Consider the following 12719-nt stretch of genomic DNA (forward strand, 5'->3'; position numbering starts at 1 on the left):
CAGAAATATGCTAATAAGCGCGAATTAAAAACATTGCATTTTTCAACCTTTACCCTCCTTCTGCAACCGGTTCCGGATTTAAAACAAATTGTTTGTTCTTTACATTAAAATTCACGTTAAGGTATCCACCAACCCTGCCGATCTGATTGGAAATCAGAAAATCATTGTTTTTCCCTGTCGTAATGTTATCGTAAATGATGGTCATAACATTGCCTGTGGGCGTTTCGATAGGTTCAAAATTAAGTATCTGAAAGACTCTATTAGTTTCCTTATTAATGATCTTTAATTCGCGCATGTGTGCTTCGGTAGATTTGCTCTTTTTAGCATAAACACCGATAAAATAATAATGCTGCAAAGACGGAAACTGAAGGATCTGGATATTATCGAACGCTTCATCTGAGCGATCACTGAGTCTGTTTACAAGCCGCAGGTTTACCTTCAGTTTACTTTTACCACGGCTCCAGCTACCTGTGAGCTGCTGAGGTGAAAAATTAAGGTGAAAAGTGGCAGAAATCCTGTCATTAGTCCCAATTTCATAAATTTTAAGCTCTTGGGTACTTTGGGTAAAAACGCCCTCAAGCCTGATGGGATGATTAACTTTATCGTATTTATAGACCCCAATAACATTATAGTGTTTTTTTGCAGGTTCGCCAAAATAGCCCTCTTTTACCTGAAAAGATAAAGTAACCGGATACCTATCGATTAAACCTGTGTAATTGTAAATATTGTACCAACCGGCAAAGGTTTTCACCGATGTTAAAATAAGGGTGGCCACCAATACAATAAGCTTAGCTTTCATGTTTAATTATTTAATTTTTTTCTTCTAGCGCTGCCGTAATGCCTAACAAAAGTGCTCAATTTTTATTCAATGACATAAAAAGATCATTGAAGATTAAATCTGTTTTGGTTCGTGTATACTTAGGTATTTAGATCTAAAACCAGATGGAGGCTCGCCGGTCTTGATAAAAAACAATCTGCTGAAATAGGCAGGATCGTCATAACCCAGTGAATAGGCAATCTCCTTTGCCGTTCTATCTGTATGTATAAGCAATCTTTTTGCCTCCAGGATAATCCTGTTTTTGATGATTTCGTTCGGCTGAGGAAGCTTAAGCCGCTTGAACCTATGGGTAAGGGTTTTGGGGGCTATCACCAGCAGATCGGCGTAATCGGCAACATTGTGCTTTTCTTTAAAGTTCGCTTCGACCAATTGGGTAAACTTCCTAAAGAACTCAAGGTCGTTGTTCGGTCTGGCGGCCATCACCCCATCCAGGTGTTGCACCTTCCACAATCGGGTAGACTTGATCAAAAGCTGTTTAAGGTAGGTCCTGATCATTTCTTCCAGCGATCCATCCTTCAGTTCAAATTCATCCTCAATCCTGGAAAACAGGTATTCAATAAATGTGGCATCCTGCTGAGGTATCACCGTCATTGGCATATTATTGATGTTATTGAACAGGAGCCCATCGCAGGCAACTTCTTCATCATGCAACTGTATACAATAGAAATCGCGGTTATAGAACACCAGGCGACCTGATTGCTCACCAAGTTTTTCGATGCTCAGTACCTGATTTGGACTGATAAAGAACAGCGTTGGACCAGTAGTGTGGTAAACGTTGAAGTCTACTTTTATTTCAAATCCTTCATTAAGATAAAGCACCTTGATATAGGATTTGTATGCTTCGGAATTGATGGCCTCAATACTTTCTAAATCAACATTTATCATGCCGATGGTTTTAAGGTTTACATCAAAAATACTTTGTTTCATGAAAGGGTTAATAAAATGGATTAAAAAATAAAATTACCATTATTGGTGACGATTTCAATATTCGGTTAAAGCAAAAATTACCTGCGGGCATTTAAACCTGCAAGTAATCTTATCTTATAATTATTTTTTGGCAAACTGCTCAAGCTCCGAGTTGAATTTATCCATCTCTTCTACAAAAAGTGCGTGCCCGCTATTCTCGAATTTCACGATGTATGAGTTTTTTAAACCTTTATGCAATTGCTCAGCCAAGGTAAAATCAATCAGTTGATCTTTTGTACCCTGAAATATGGCTACAGGGATGGTTATGTTCTTAAGCACCGGACGCAAATCTAGATCCCCAAGGGCACTGATAGATTCGGTAACTACATATGGACTTGCTGATAAGTTGATATTTTCAAGCCATTTCTCTGTATTTTTTTGAAGTGTGGTACCTTTGGCCGCAAATGCTGCACCTAATCCACCTATCAGCTCTTCCCTGTTGATCAGGGTTTGTTTGATCAGTCCGGCAGCACCTTCCTCAGATATTCCGTAATTGTAATCTGCACGTTGTTTCCATGATGGAGCAGCTGCCGCAAATAGTGCCAGTTTGCTCACATGTGCAGATTTATACTTATTTACATAATGAATGGTAACGGCACCACCCATAGAAAAGCCACCCAGTACAGCATTCTCTATTTTTAAGGTATGGAGAACGGCATAAATGTCATCAGAAAAAACATCGAAATTGTACTTTCCATAAGGCTTATCAGATTTACCGAAACCACGTAGTGTAATGCCGATTACCCTGAAACCTTTCCTTACCAGATACTGATATTGATATTGGTACATTTCATCGCTAAGTGGCCATCCATGGATCAATACAATGGGCTGGCCTTCGCCAAGATCGGTTACGTGAAGTTTTACACCTGGCTCAACTTCGATATATTCCGCCCTTCCGGCTGAAGCTGGGACTCTTTTGCTTTGCGAAAAAGCGAATTGACTTGTTAATAAAGTGATGATTACACTTGCGGTTAAGATTAGATTTTTCATTGTTATTTTTTTTAAATTAATGTTTGAAATATTTGTTGTTTGTTGACCATACAAAGATGAGGAGAACGCCAGGCTCAGGGAATGGATAAACAGACAACAATCTTGTACATTTTTCCCTAAGAGGATATTTATCATGCTTATTCTAAATCATTATCAACCAATGATTGGATTTTTACCCTATTCCACCTAGCATACTTAATAATACCAAAGCAAATATCTCGCGAACATTTAATTAAAGCAATTACGGAAATACCAATTGCATAGGGATAAATTTTACGCTATCTGAATCGTAACACCGTACTTGTAGGAAATTCTAGTATGCCTGAATTTTGTATAAAATATATACAATGGAAAGGGAATTTAATTTCAACAACGAACTATCTGGCAAGATTGCCATGGTAACAGGCGGAACCAAAGGCGCCGGAAAAGCAATTGCCGAAAGGCTCCTGGCAGCCGGGGCACAAGTAATCATTACTGCAAGAAACCCGCCTGAAGAGCCCAATGAAAAGCTGTATTTTATTTCGGCAGACCTGAGCAAGCCTGCTGGAACAGCAAAAGTAGTAACGGCGGTATTATCAAAATTTGGCAGGCTCGATATCCTGATCAATAGCCTTGGTGGTTCAGAAACTCCGGCGGGTGGTTTTGCTAATTTAACCGATGAACACTGGGAAGAAACATTGCAAACCAATCTTTTGGCACCAGTAAGATTAGACCGGGCATTTTTGCCGCAAATGATTAAACAAAAAGCAGGTGTAATTATCCATATCGCATCTATTCAAGGCAAACTTCCATTATATGAAAGCACACTACCCTATGCGGCAGCAAAGGCTGGACTGATCAATTACAGCAAAGGACTTTCTAACGAAGTTGCTCCAAAAGGAATTCGGGTTTTAACGGTTTCTCCGGGCTGGATCATGACAGACAGCTCGAAGAGAATGATGGAACGCATATCGCAGAGCAAAGCAATTTCGATAGAACAGGCCACACAAAGTGTAATGGATGCACTTGGCGGCATTCCATACGGCCGACCTGCCATGCCAGAAGATGTGGCAGAAATGGTTGGGTTCCTTGTTTCGCCAAGGGCAAGTTACCTTACCGGAACCGAATTTGTAATTGATGGAGGCACCATACCCACCGTTTAAAATTAAAACAATATCAGCCTGGGTTGCATTTGGAAAGAGTTTAAAATGCTGACCTAAATCAACCTGGGCATAATTTAGCTAATACTCACTCAGAATCAGACCAACTGTGGATATCCTTTCAGAATCACACGCTTCAAACTGTCCTGATACTCATCTCCCCAATTTCCAATAGCGGCGATCACCGGGATCAAGGTTTTGCCAAACGCAGTAAGCGAATACTCTACCTTTGGTGGCATCACCGGATAGATTGTTCTGATAACCAATTCATGGTCCTCAAGCTCCTTTAGCTGAATATTGATTACCCTACGACTTGCATCTGGTATTTTGCGTTGCAGCTCGCTCGGGCGCAAATAACCCTCGTTGATAAACCACAATAACCGAATTTTCCATTTGCCATAAAGCACCTCTCCAACTAAATCGAGGCCACAGATTAAATTGGGAAAAGTTTTTTTCTCATACATCTAACAAAGATACATGTAGGCCATTAATGAAACAATACGGATAAATTTTTCCCTATTCGAATCGTAATGCCCTACTTGTGCATCACGCCAGTACCACCGAAATTTGTACAACAATAAGTTAATCTAAAAATAAATATCATGAATTTACCAAAATTTATAACAGACCTAATTGAAGCACAGAACAACCATGATGCTGTAGCGTATTCATCACTTTTTTCAGAAAACGCCGAAGTATTCGACGAAGGGAAGAACCATATTGGAAGGACAGCAATTCAAAAATGGATTGAAAATTCGAACCAACAATATCAAGCTACTTTAAAACCGGTTAGTTATAAGGAAGATGAAAAGGGTTCGGTATTTACAGCTGAGATTTCGGGAACATTTCCAGGTAGCCCGGTTATTCTTAACTTTAACCTTATTCTTCAGCAGGGTCTAATTCAATCGCTTAAGATTACCGGCTAACGCTAAACGTCCAAAGCCTATAAAATCCTAGCAATGCCGCAATATTAGCTTTACATATTTTGCAGCATTGCTATTGTTGTTTTAATGACAAGCGATTTCAGGGTAAGACAGAAAAAGCTTACTGCAATGACAGGTACAGAGGGTTATTTATTCCATTAAAACGCTGTTATTGATATTTATTTTATGCAACAAATTATCCCTCAAGATGATGTACCAATTAATTTTTCAATAATTTAATTGGCAGTTTGCAGCAACCGGGAATTAATTCAATAATTAAATTTTTCTTTGTGGTTTGGGATATTGTTTCTAAATTGCTGATGCGAAATAATAATAAACAGAATTTTCAACTTAGACGGAGAAGCAATTAAGTAAGCAATCAATTTTTAACAATATTCCTGGGTGAGCGGTTTGGCACCGTATCTAAATTTTCTCTGAAAAGAGTTTATTGTTGTTTCGCAGCACCCAGGATCTTTTTAACAATGTTATGCGAAACAACAATTGTAAAAACCAAAACACACAGCTCCCTGATCAGGTTGTAGCTGAATCAGCCAAAATGAATGTATTACCTGCAATTTGTGCAGTAAAGGCTACCTTACATCATATTGATGGTAATGTTTCTGAAATCATGATGACTTTGCCACGCTACACTGGTTGGGCAGAATTTTTAGAAGACGGACAAAATTCAATTCGGGAATATGTGTATCAGCTCACCAGGCATTGGATTCAAATTACCCATTTCTTTATAGAAACCGGAACCATTACCACCAATGGAACAATAGCCTCTTGCTTTTTACCACGCAGGTTCGATATCCCTTTGGGCAAATTTTATAAACCGATGGCGCAGGGCGCCTGGGTATCGGCCAATCAGCACCCGCATCATCCAAAATATAACCAAAAAGGATCAAGCAAAAATTTATCAGCATTGATGGCTATTGCAAACAGTAGAAACGATGTTATTTACCATCAAACAGAAGCTAATATAATTCTTTGTGGCGTTCCTTCCGAAAGTAAATCAGCCTACTTCGAAAAAGGCGATATTCCTATCGGGCATTTTGAAAAGAACGGGATTGAATATATCTTGATTTATAGTTATAGTGTTGATGGGAAAGGAAAATTTTGAATGAGGTAAAATTGAAATTGACAATTTAAATTTAAGCCCTTGCGGATGGTGAGGGCTTTAATTTGCTGAATTCAATTATTACTTATTATTATGTTATAAGAGTTCAAAAAAAGCTCTTTAAATAATTAATGATATTAACATAAAGTCCTACAAGCTAATTTCTCAAATTATACGTACCAAATGTAATTCTATCAAAATCATCAGCTTTGTATATTTCTGCTACTCGTTTTTTCTTATCCCAAAGAAAAATGTAATTCCTAGTTTTACCTAAATACCTTAAATTGTCGTTTGTTGTGATGGTATCACTTTTCCCATAAAGTTTGACTTGAGTATATTCCTTAGTAGTCATTTCGATGCCAATAGGTTGTGTTATGCTCCAAATAAACCCCGAAATGACCAGTAGAGTTACTACAATGTATCCACGTACTCTGTTAAATTCCTTATTAATTTGTTTTTTGCGCAATACCTTGATTACATCCCAAATTCCACTTAAACTTCCAAATCCAAAAATCATAGAAATTACAAATAATATTGAGTAGTTAAAACGGGTGTAGTGTAGCCATTCCTCCGAATAATTCCCAAAACAATTTCTTAGAAGATCAAAATAAAGATAACACAAGGAAACTACATGAGTTATGTAAACGGCAAAATAATAATAAACGAAATAACTTGTGGGGCTGATGTTTGCATATTTTAAGACGGGATAGAGCACCGATATTATAGAGCAAATAATGAGCACATAAATTATTTGGGTAAACCATGTCGTAAAAACCTCGCTAAGATCTATAAATGTGAGAATGGGTATCCCAAACGGAGAAAAATAAAATATTGCTCTTAGTAAACCTAATATTAAAAAAACAGCAGATATCAAAGTGGCCCACGACGCCAATTTATCCAAAACATTCTTCATTCACTTCTTAATTATATGAATCTATAAAAGCTTGCTTTAAATCTTTCTGAATTTCTTTTGGAAAATTCTCCATATGTAGAACATTGAATGTATGCCTTCCATTAGATGTGTAAATAGAATAATAGTTGTTCAGATCAACTGGTGCTTTGCCGGTAATTACATCATCATATTTCTCCAGCCAATAGCTGTATTTATCATTTAGCTCATCTACTTTTTTTTTGAAAGTTTCGTAGTTAGGATCATCCATGCTGAAAATAATTGTTTCAATTCTGTGGTCACTCATAATGTCAAGAGATTAATTTTTAGCCTAATATACAAGTTATTTGCAATTGTGAGTAAGCCCGTAAACTTCCTTAGCCATCCCTTTCAGTTACTTTGATTATCAATAGAAACAATAAAAATGTAATTTAGAAAGGGATTATCAGGAAATCCGAAAGGTCAAAAAATTGAATATTAAAATGTCAGTCAAAAAAAATTGAAAGACTGATTGAACCAAACCTTACCTTGGAGACAGAGCTAAAGAATTGCTCGTCAATAGAGCGTCCAGTTTTATTACGAATATTAGGAGGATCATGTAATAATCAAGTATGCTATTTAAGCAAAGGAAACTTGAAAGAAGATGTAGAATCAAAATAACGAGATTTATGACCTCACTATTATTTCTCAGTAATTATCTTTGGTTCCAAAATATTTCTTAAAGTATCAATTTGTAATTGTTGCGCCTTTATAGTCATTTTCAAACTGTCTATTTGATCAGTTTTTATTTTTGTTGCAGTATTACTATTGCCCTGATAAATAATGTTTCCAAGAGTCATGACAACAGCAAAGATAGCTACTGTTAAAGTCCATTTCTTTCTATTCTCATCATTTTTTTCCCAATTTCTTTTATTTATTTGATGGCTTCTTTCAGCCTCTTCTTCAGCCTCAATTTGTTCTTGATTTATGGCTTCAACAGCATAGCCACCATTTTTTATAAATCTTAAACCCAAATTTGTTATAGCAAACTGTTGCTTTGCTGGAGTTTTAAGATATTCATCTAATATTAATTCTTGAAGAACCTCATGAATAACACCATGATCATTTTCATTTAATAATTTCTGTATTTCAGAATAATCTGTTTGTTTCCCATCCTGTAGAAATCTTAAAACCAAGTCAAGTTTGTGATGCGTTTTCATTCTGCAAATAAACAGTTTTTTATCTGTTTACCAGATCGCTAAATTAAGTCGCATTGTATTATTGAATATGAGCGAAAAGTGGATGCACGATAACAAGCACAAATTAGGTTGCTCTAAAATGGAAGGAATATGATTATTTAATAGGAAAGGATATCGAGGATTATATCGAACAAAGCTATTCAAGATATAAAAACTATAAATAAAAAAAAACCACCTGGTTGGGTGGTTGTTCATTTAATTTATCAATTTATTGCCTGTCTTGGCCTTTGTAGTACTCTTTGACTTCGAAGATATATCTTTGATGTTGTTCTTCAAATCTTCTTTTAATGAAGTTAAGTTCATTACAGGCAAATTAACTGCTGGAAGACCGGATAATGCGGTTAAGGCAGAAATATAAGATCTTATGTATGGAAAAATTATCGACGGTGCATTGATCAGGAAATAATTACTTAATTGCTGCTCATTGATGTCGTTTTTAAATCTAAAACTACCAACACAACTAATGTTAATTGTTACACTTACATTATCCTGTACAGAAACATCAAGAAATAGACTAAAATTTTTCTTCGTGCGATTTAATATCCCTTTTGGTGATATTTTAACTTTAACCTCTTGCAATGCTCCAGGTTCCCTCTCTATGTGGGACTCTATGATCATAAAGCTATCAAGCTTAAATGGAGAGTTTTCAATTTTCTCTAAAACACTCATATTATGCAGCTAAAGCGTAAGTTTCTTCACCATAGGCTAAAATATCTTCCAAAGTAATGCCCGGAACTTCATTGTTCCATTTGCTTAAATCACCTGTGAAACATATAAGTTTTGTGTAATCAATAAATCTATTGCCAATGATAGAGTCATCGAAATCACTCAACTCTAGCAAGGTATTGTCATTCTTAATGAATACCAAAGTTGAATTGAAATTTTGATCATAAAAATTATCTAGAATGTCTAGTTTAACTAAGTCCAAATCATCCTGTTTGTCAGTATCTCTACTGGATTCTATTTTAATGTAATATGCGCAACTTAATTCCTTATATAGAATAGATGCTTTAACATCTGAAAATTTCTTTACTAATTCACTCAGGCTTTCGTAAATAAATTCTTTAACTTCTTTCATTAGTATATTTTATCTAGTGACTCGATTAAACTCTCTGCCTTTTTAACAATTCCTTTGGCTCTTGGTTCTAAAATTATTTCATTAGTATAATCCGCCAAAATTCGTACTTCTGAAATTGTTCCGATACTATCCGTGATATCCTGAATCATTTTAAAATCCTTTGTTTTAGATCTAAGGCTTCGATAAAGTTCTTTTTGAAGCCAAACATGAGTTCCTAGCTTTACTGTTTCTCCGTTTTTTTTTAGGGGCAATGAATTTTCGAAATTTTGCTTTGTTATACCCTCATTCAGATCTTCTTCAGTTTCGTTCATTTGAGTATTCATAAGATGATAAATGAATTGAACGCAGCTATAGTACGCGCAGTGGACACTTTGATTTGAAAAATCATCGCACAAAAGTTGAGAAGCCTTTAAGCTGGATGTTGATTTAGAGAGCCAGTTGGACATCAATTATATCAGGCTGTTTATTGTTAAATTATGCGTTAATTTAAACGAGGGTGCAAAAGTAGGATTTTTTTCTGAACAAAACCTTGTTGTACAAAAAAATATGTCTTTAGAACATATTCCCATTTCAGCGCCGATGCTTAATTAACGTCTAAAGTAGGTGAAAGGTTTCATCTGGTCAATAGGGGAAACCGTAATTTTACAATGATTCATTCATTCATTCATCCACCGCAGGTAGTTAATTTAAAGAAAACCGTCTAATTTTTAATTAAACCAAAATTTTGAACCCAAAATGGCAAAATTCACAAAAAGTAACAAACTCGTTACAATACCAAAATTATTACCATTCTGCTAATAAAACATTGGTACACCCCGCAATTTTTTCTAACTGGGTCATGATTATCATTGCGAATTTAATAAAATACTTAAAAAGCCCACCCGCCAAATCGATAACGGGTCTCAATTATATTATCAAAAAATTCAGTTTGTATATTAAAATGTATACTAAAACAAAAAACGCCATGCAAACATCTGTTTTACAAAGCGTTATCTTTTACAATGTACCCAAGAGGAGATTCGAACTCCCACACCCATACAGGCGCCAGCCCCTCAAGCTGGTGCGTCTACCAATTTCGCCACCTGGGTTTGAAGTGTTGCAAATATATAAATTAACCATCTTGCGCTGCAACATTCATAAAATATTTTTTGAACTGAAATTCCGGAAAGCAAATCTCAACATGGTAAACCATATACTGTAACACCAAATTCAATTATAAACAGTAACACGACTTACTATAGTAAACCGTATAAACAGATATAACAGCGTAATCTTTTAGACGGACTTTCGCCGCATTTAAGTCGGGGTTTGGTCGGACTTATGACAATTACACCCGAATAAAAGCCGACATAAATCAGAAGCAAATACAACTTATTAGTTTATTAATCAGCAATTTGCTATATTGTATAATATAAGTTAATGCAATCATGGGAAAAATAGAAAACGGAATTAACGGTGGTTTCACAGGGACGGTGGGCGCTGTGACCGGTTATTACCTGAACGGGAAATGGGTCATCAGGAGTAAACGCAGAAAGTCCATAAAAAACAAAACCGGTAGTGCTGATCAAAAGACCTGCAGATCCCGTTTTACAATGATGCAGACCTTTTTAAGTCCTATTGTTGGTTTTATCCGGATTGGCTTTAACCTGGAGTCGAAAAAACGCATGATGACCGCCCATAATGTTGCAAAATCCTATAATATGCTGAATGCCCAAAATGCCGCCGGCGAAATCGACTATGCCGCTGTGCGTTTAAGCTCTGGAAACCTCACCGGTGCGGAGGGTGTTAAGCTGGAACACGACGATGCTGGTGTACATTTCAGCTGGACGGATAATTCTAACGGCGATTACACCAGGCAACATGACCAGGTGATGTTAATGATTTATGACGTGGACGACAAAACGGCCATCTATGAAACAGGTGGTGCCAGGCGGTCAAAAGAAAGGGAAAGCCTGGAAATTCCTTCTTTTTATAAAGGAAAGACATTTCACAACTGGATGGCTTTCATTGCAGACGACAGAATGGGGATATCTGCGAGTACCTATTGCGGCAGTTTCGTTTTTTGATCACAAAAGAATGAAGCTTTTACGTTAAATAACGCTAACATTCCAAACTAAGCCCGTCGTAAGCCAACCTGATGTTCGACGGCAAGTCTTTTTCCACATCGGCATGTTTACCCAGATTATGGCTGATGTGCGTAAGGTAGGTGGTTTCTGCACCTACCCTTTCTGCAAAGGCGATGGCCTCACCTAAAGTAAAATGAGAAATATGTGGTTCTTTCTGTAAAGCATTAAGCACCAATATTTTTGTTCCCTTTATTTTCTCAAAACTTTGCTCCGATATGGTTTTAGCATCCGTGATGTACGTAAAATCTCCAATCCGATACCCGGTGATGGGCAACAAATGGTGCATCACTTCAAAAGGAATAATTGTACTTTCACCAATTTTAAAATCTTCGCCATTGGTTACCGTATGTAAATTAATCTGTGGCAAACCATGGTATTTAGTTTCGGCAAAAATATAATAGAACTCTCTTTTTAAAGCCGCTTGAACCCTGTCTGTTGCATAAACATCAATTACCTTATGCAACAAGTAATTAAACGGCCTGATATCATCTAAACCCGCAATATGATCTTTATGTTCGTGGGTAAACAATACCGCATCAAGATCTTTTACTTTTTCGCGTAAAAGCTGGTAACGGAAATCAGGCCCGCTATCTACCACGATGGTTTTATCAGCTGTTTCAATTAATATTGAAGTCCGTAAACGGTTATCTCTTTTATCAGCAGATAAACAAACTTCACAATTACAAGCAATTACAGGAACGCCTTGTGATGTACCGGTACCTAAAAAAGTAACTTTCATCTGCTTAAACTTTCCTTTCTATAATTGTAATGCTGGAGTTGTATCTTCATTAAAATAATTCGGTTTGCTGTAAGGATAGGTAGAATTGGCGCTGTTTTTCTTCTAACAGGTTTTCGTCTGTATTGGTTTGCTTAACCAAAGTTACCAATGCGGCAATTTTTCCTTCCAGATTTGAAAATTTGTTTACCACAACAACCTTATTGTGCTCGAGCAGGCAAGAACCGGTTTTAAAGTTCCCTTTCTCATAACGAACCTTATAACCCATAGCAAAAAGCAGGGCTTCTAATTTCTCTAAGGTATGGTTTGTTAGTGGCAATGACATTGGAAACAAACTTAGATAAATCTGCGCAGCATTCATAAATACCGCAGTAAAAAAAATGTAGCGTTATTGTTTTCATCACCTGAGATGCGAAGAAAGACCTCAGCTAATCAATAAAGCTCAATCAAATGGCATATGTATAAACTTTAGATGATGTTAGGTGGCTAAGGTGGTAAGAATATGCACCAAATTCCCTCCACCTACGGCATGTAAGCGCACTTTAGTTAACTATTAACAAATAATACATAAAAACTTAGATGGCCTCAGGTGACTTAGGTGGTAAAATAATACACCAAATTTTTTACCACTTAAGACATTTAAGTGCACTTTAGCTAACTACTATCTTCAACAAAT

At 36.5% G+C, this 12719-nt stretch carries 16 protein-coding genes and 1 tRNA gene; 4 read left to right on the top strand and 13 right to left on the bottom strand.

Translation table 11 applies throughout. The features are described 5' to 3' along the window. Positions 1 to 49 precede the first annotated feature (49 nt). From LQ227_RS01455 to LQ227_RS01465, 3 genes are all read right to left on the bottom strand, one after another. Positions 50 to 799 carry a hypothetical protein gene (locus LQ227_RS01455; RefSeq protein ID WP_230147927.1) on the bottom strand — a complete coding sequence of 250 codons (750 nt, stop codon included), beginning with the start codon at positions 797 to 799 and terminating at the stop codon, positions 50 to 52. A 93-nt stretch (positions 800 to 892) separates the two neighbouring features. Further along, on the bottom strand, positions 893 to 1765 hold the full coding sequence (locus LQ227_RS01460) for a helix-turn-helix domain-containing protein (RefSeq protein WP_230147929.1): 873 nt from the start codon (positions 1763 to 1765) through the stop codon (positions 893 to 895). 120 nt (positions 1766 to 1885) lie between these two features. Next, complete coding sequence (locus LQ227_RS01465; RefSeq protein WP_230147932.1) at positions 1886 to 2794, bottom strand: alpha/beta fold hydrolase; 909 nt, start codon at positions 2792 to 2794, stop codon at positions 1886 to 1888. A gap of 347 nt (positions 2795 to 3141) precedes the next feature. On the opposite strand from LQ227_RS01465, the gene LQ227_RS01470 reads away from it, so the two are divergent. Then, positions 3142 to 3936: an SDR family oxidoreductase gene (locus LQ227_RS01470; protein WP_230147935.1), complete on the top strand. Its 795-nt coding sequence runs from the start codon at positions 3142 to 3144 to the stop codon at positions 3934 to 3936. Between the two features lie 95 nt (positions 3937 to 4031). On the opposite strand, the gene LQ227_RS01475 is transcribed toward LQ227_RS01470, so the two are convergent. Next, positions 4032 to 4397 carry a helix-turn-helix domain-containing protein gene (locus tag LQ227_RS01475; RefSeq protein ID WP_230147937.1) on the bottom strand — a complete coding sequence of 122 codons (366 nt, stop codon included), beginning with the start codon at positions 4395 to 4397 and terminating at the stop codon, positions 4032 to 4034. A gap of 138 nt (positions 4398 to 4535) precedes the next feature. On the opposite strand from LQ227_RS01475, the gene LQ227_RS01480 reads away from it, so the two are divergent. Together LQ227_RS01480 and LQ227_RS01485 are read left to right on the top strand one after the other, a co-directional pair. Further along, positions 4536 to 4859, top strand: coding sequence for a nuclear transport factor 2 family protein (locus LQ227_RS01480; RefSeq protein ID WP_230147939.1), 324 nt, complete (start codon positions 4536 to 4538; stop codon positions 4857 to 4859). Positions 4860 to 5343: 484 nt separating this feature from the next. Further along, positions 5344 to 5979 (top strand): hypothetical protein, encoded by a 636-nt coding sequence (locus tag LQ227_RS01485; RefSeq protein ID WP_230147941.1) that lies wholly within the window; start codon positions 5344 to 5346, stop codon positions 5977 to 5979. A 154-nt stretch (positions 5980 to 6133) separates the two neighbouring features. On the opposite strand, the gene LQ227_RS01490 is transcribed toward LQ227_RS01485, so the two are convergent. From LQ227_RS01490 to LQ227_RS01520, 7 genes are all read right to left on the bottom strand, one after another. Then, the gene (locus tag LQ227_RS01490; protein ID WP_230147943.1) at positions 6134 to 6493 is read right to left on the bottom strand and encodes a hypothetical protein; all 360 of its coding nucleotides are present in this window, start codon (positions 6491 to 6493) and stop codon (positions 6134 to 6136) included. Between the two features lie 403 nt (positions 6494 to 6896). Further along, positions 6897 to 7172 carry a hypothetical protein gene (locus LQ227_RS01495; RefSeq protein ID WP_230147944.1) on the bottom strand — a complete coding sequence of 92 codons (276 nt, stop codon included), beginning with the start codon at positions 7170 to 7172 and terminating at the stop codon, positions 6897 to 6899. A gap of 373 nt (positions 7173 to 7545) precedes the next feature. Beyond that, positions 7546 to 8064, bottom strand: coding sequence for a hypothetical protein (locus tag LQ227_RS01500; protein ID WP_230147945.1), 519 nt, complete (start codon positions 8062 to 8064; stop codon positions 7546 to 7548). A 234-nt stretch (positions 8065 to 8298) separates the two neighbouring features. After that, positions 8299 to 8772 carry a protein-export chaperone SecB gene (locus LQ227_RS01505; protein ID WP_230147946.1) on the bottom strand — a complete coding sequence of 158 codons (474 nt, stop codon included), beginning with the start codon at positions 8770 to 8772 and terminating at the stop codon, positions 8299 to 8301. Position 8773: 1 nt separating this feature from the next. Next, on the bottom strand, positions 8774 to 9181 hold the full coding sequence (locus LQ227_RS01510) for a hypothetical protein (protein WP_230147947.1): 408 nt from the start codon (positions 9179 to 9181) through the stop codon (positions 8774 to 8776). Further along, on the bottom strand, positions 9181 to 9492 hold the full coding sequence (locus tag LQ227_RS01515; protein WP_230147948.1) for a hypothetical protein: 312 nt from the start codon (positions 9490 to 9492) through the stop codon (positions 9181 to 9183). The genes LQ227_RS01510 and LQ227_RS01515 overlap by 1 nt, the downstream gene beginning before the upstream one ends. A 693-nt stretch (positions 9493 to 10185) precedes the next feature. Further along, a tRNA-Leu gene (locus LQ227_RS01520) sits at positions 10186 to 10269 on the bottom strand. 339 nt (positions 10270 to 10608) lie between these two features. Here LQ227_RS01520 and LQ227_RS01525 point away from each other — a divergent pair. Then, entirely contained in the window at positions 10609 to 11247 is a 639-nt protein-coding gene (locus tag LQ227_RS01525) for a DUF6266 family protein (RefSeq protein ID WP_230147951.1), read from the top strand. Between the two features lie 34 nt (positions 11248 to 11281). On the opposite strand, the gene LQ227_RS01530 is transcribed toward LQ227_RS01525, so the two are convergent. Both LQ227_RS01530 and LQ227_RS01535 read right to left on the bottom strand, forming a co-directional pair. Then, positions 11282 to 12046: an MBL fold metallo-hydrolase gene (locus tag LQ227_RS01530; protein WP_230147953.1), complete on the bottom strand. Its 765-nt coding sequence runs from the start codon at positions 12044 to 12046 to the stop codon at positions 11282 to 11284. Between the two features lie 49 nt (positions 12047 to 12095). Then, complete coding sequence (locus tag LQ227_RS01535) at positions 12096 to 12368, bottom strand: hypothetical protein (RefSeq protein ID WP_167293640.1); 273 nt, start codon at positions 12366 to 12368, stop codon at positions 12096 to 12098. Positions 12369 to 12719 lie beyond the last annotated feature (351 nt).

It is taken from the genome of Pedobacter sp. Bi27, from assembly GCF_918698255.1.
Taxonomy (GTDB): Bacteria; Bacteroidota; Bacteroidia; order Sphingobacteriales; family Sphingobacteriaceae; genus Pedobacter.

Coding starts and splice junctions, on each gene's coding strand:
- LQ227_RS01500 (WP_230147945.1), bottom strand. CDS start 8,064: ATGAAAACGCATCACAAACTTGACTTGGTTTTAAGATTTCTACAGGAT.
- LQ227_RS01525 (WP_230147951.1), top strand. CDS start 10,609: ATGGGAAAAATAGAAAACGGAATTAACGGTGGTTTCACAGGGACGGTG.
- LQ227_RS01490 (WP_230147943.1), bottom strand. CDS start 6,493: ATGATTTTTGGATTTGGAAGTTTAAGTGGAATTTGGGATGTAATCAAG.
- LQ227_RS01535 (WP_167293640.1), bottom strand. CDS start 12,368: ATGTCATTGCCACTAACAAACCATACCTTAGAGAAATTAGAAGCCCTG.
- LQ227_RS01460 (WP_230147929.1), bottom strand. CDS start 1,765: ATGAAACAAAGTATTTTTGATGTAAACCTTAAAACCATCGGCATGATA.
- LQ227_RS01455 (WP_230147927.1), bottom strand. CDS start 799: ATGAAAGCTAAGCTTATTGTATTGGTGGCCACCCTTATTTTAACATCG.
- LQ227_RS01480 (WP_230147939.1), top strand. CDS start 4,536: ATGAATTTACCAAAATTTATAACAGACCTAATTGAAGCACAGAACAAC.
- LQ227_RS01465 (WP_230147932.1), bottom strand. CDS start 2,794: ATGAAAAATCTAATCTTAACCGCAAGTGTAATCATCACTTTATTAACA.
- LQ227_RS01485 (WP_230147941.1), top strand. CDS start 5,344: ATGCGAAACAACAATTGTAAAAACCAAAACACACAGCTCCCTGATCAG.
- LQ227_RS01530 (WP_230147953.1), bottom strand. CDS start 12,046: ATGAAAGTTACTTTTTTAGGTACCGGTACATCACAAGGCGTTCCTGTA.
- LQ227_RS01475 (WP_230147937.1), bottom strand. CDS start 4,397: ATGTATGAGAAAAAAACTTTTCCCAATTTAATCTGTGGCCTCGATTTA.
- LQ227_RS01510 (WP_230147947.1), bottom strand. CDS start 9,181: ATGAAAGAAGTTAAAGAATTTATTTACGAAAGCCTGAGTGAATTAGTA.
- LQ227_RS01505 (WP_230147946.1), bottom strand. CDS start 8,772: ATGAGTGTTTTAGAGAAAATTGAAAACTCTCCATTTAAGCTTGATAGC.
- LQ227_RS01495 (WP_230147944.1), bottom strand. CDS start 7,172: ATGAGTGACCACAGAATTGAAACAATTATTTTCAGCATGGATGATCCT.
- LQ227_RS01515 (WP_230147948.1), bottom strand. CDS start 9,492: ATGAACGAAACTGAAGAAGATCTGAATGAGGGTATAACAAAGCAAAAT.
- LQ227_RS01470 (WP_230147935.1), top strand. CDS start 3,142: ATGGAAAGGGAATTTAATTTCAACAACGAACTATCTGGCAAGATTGCC.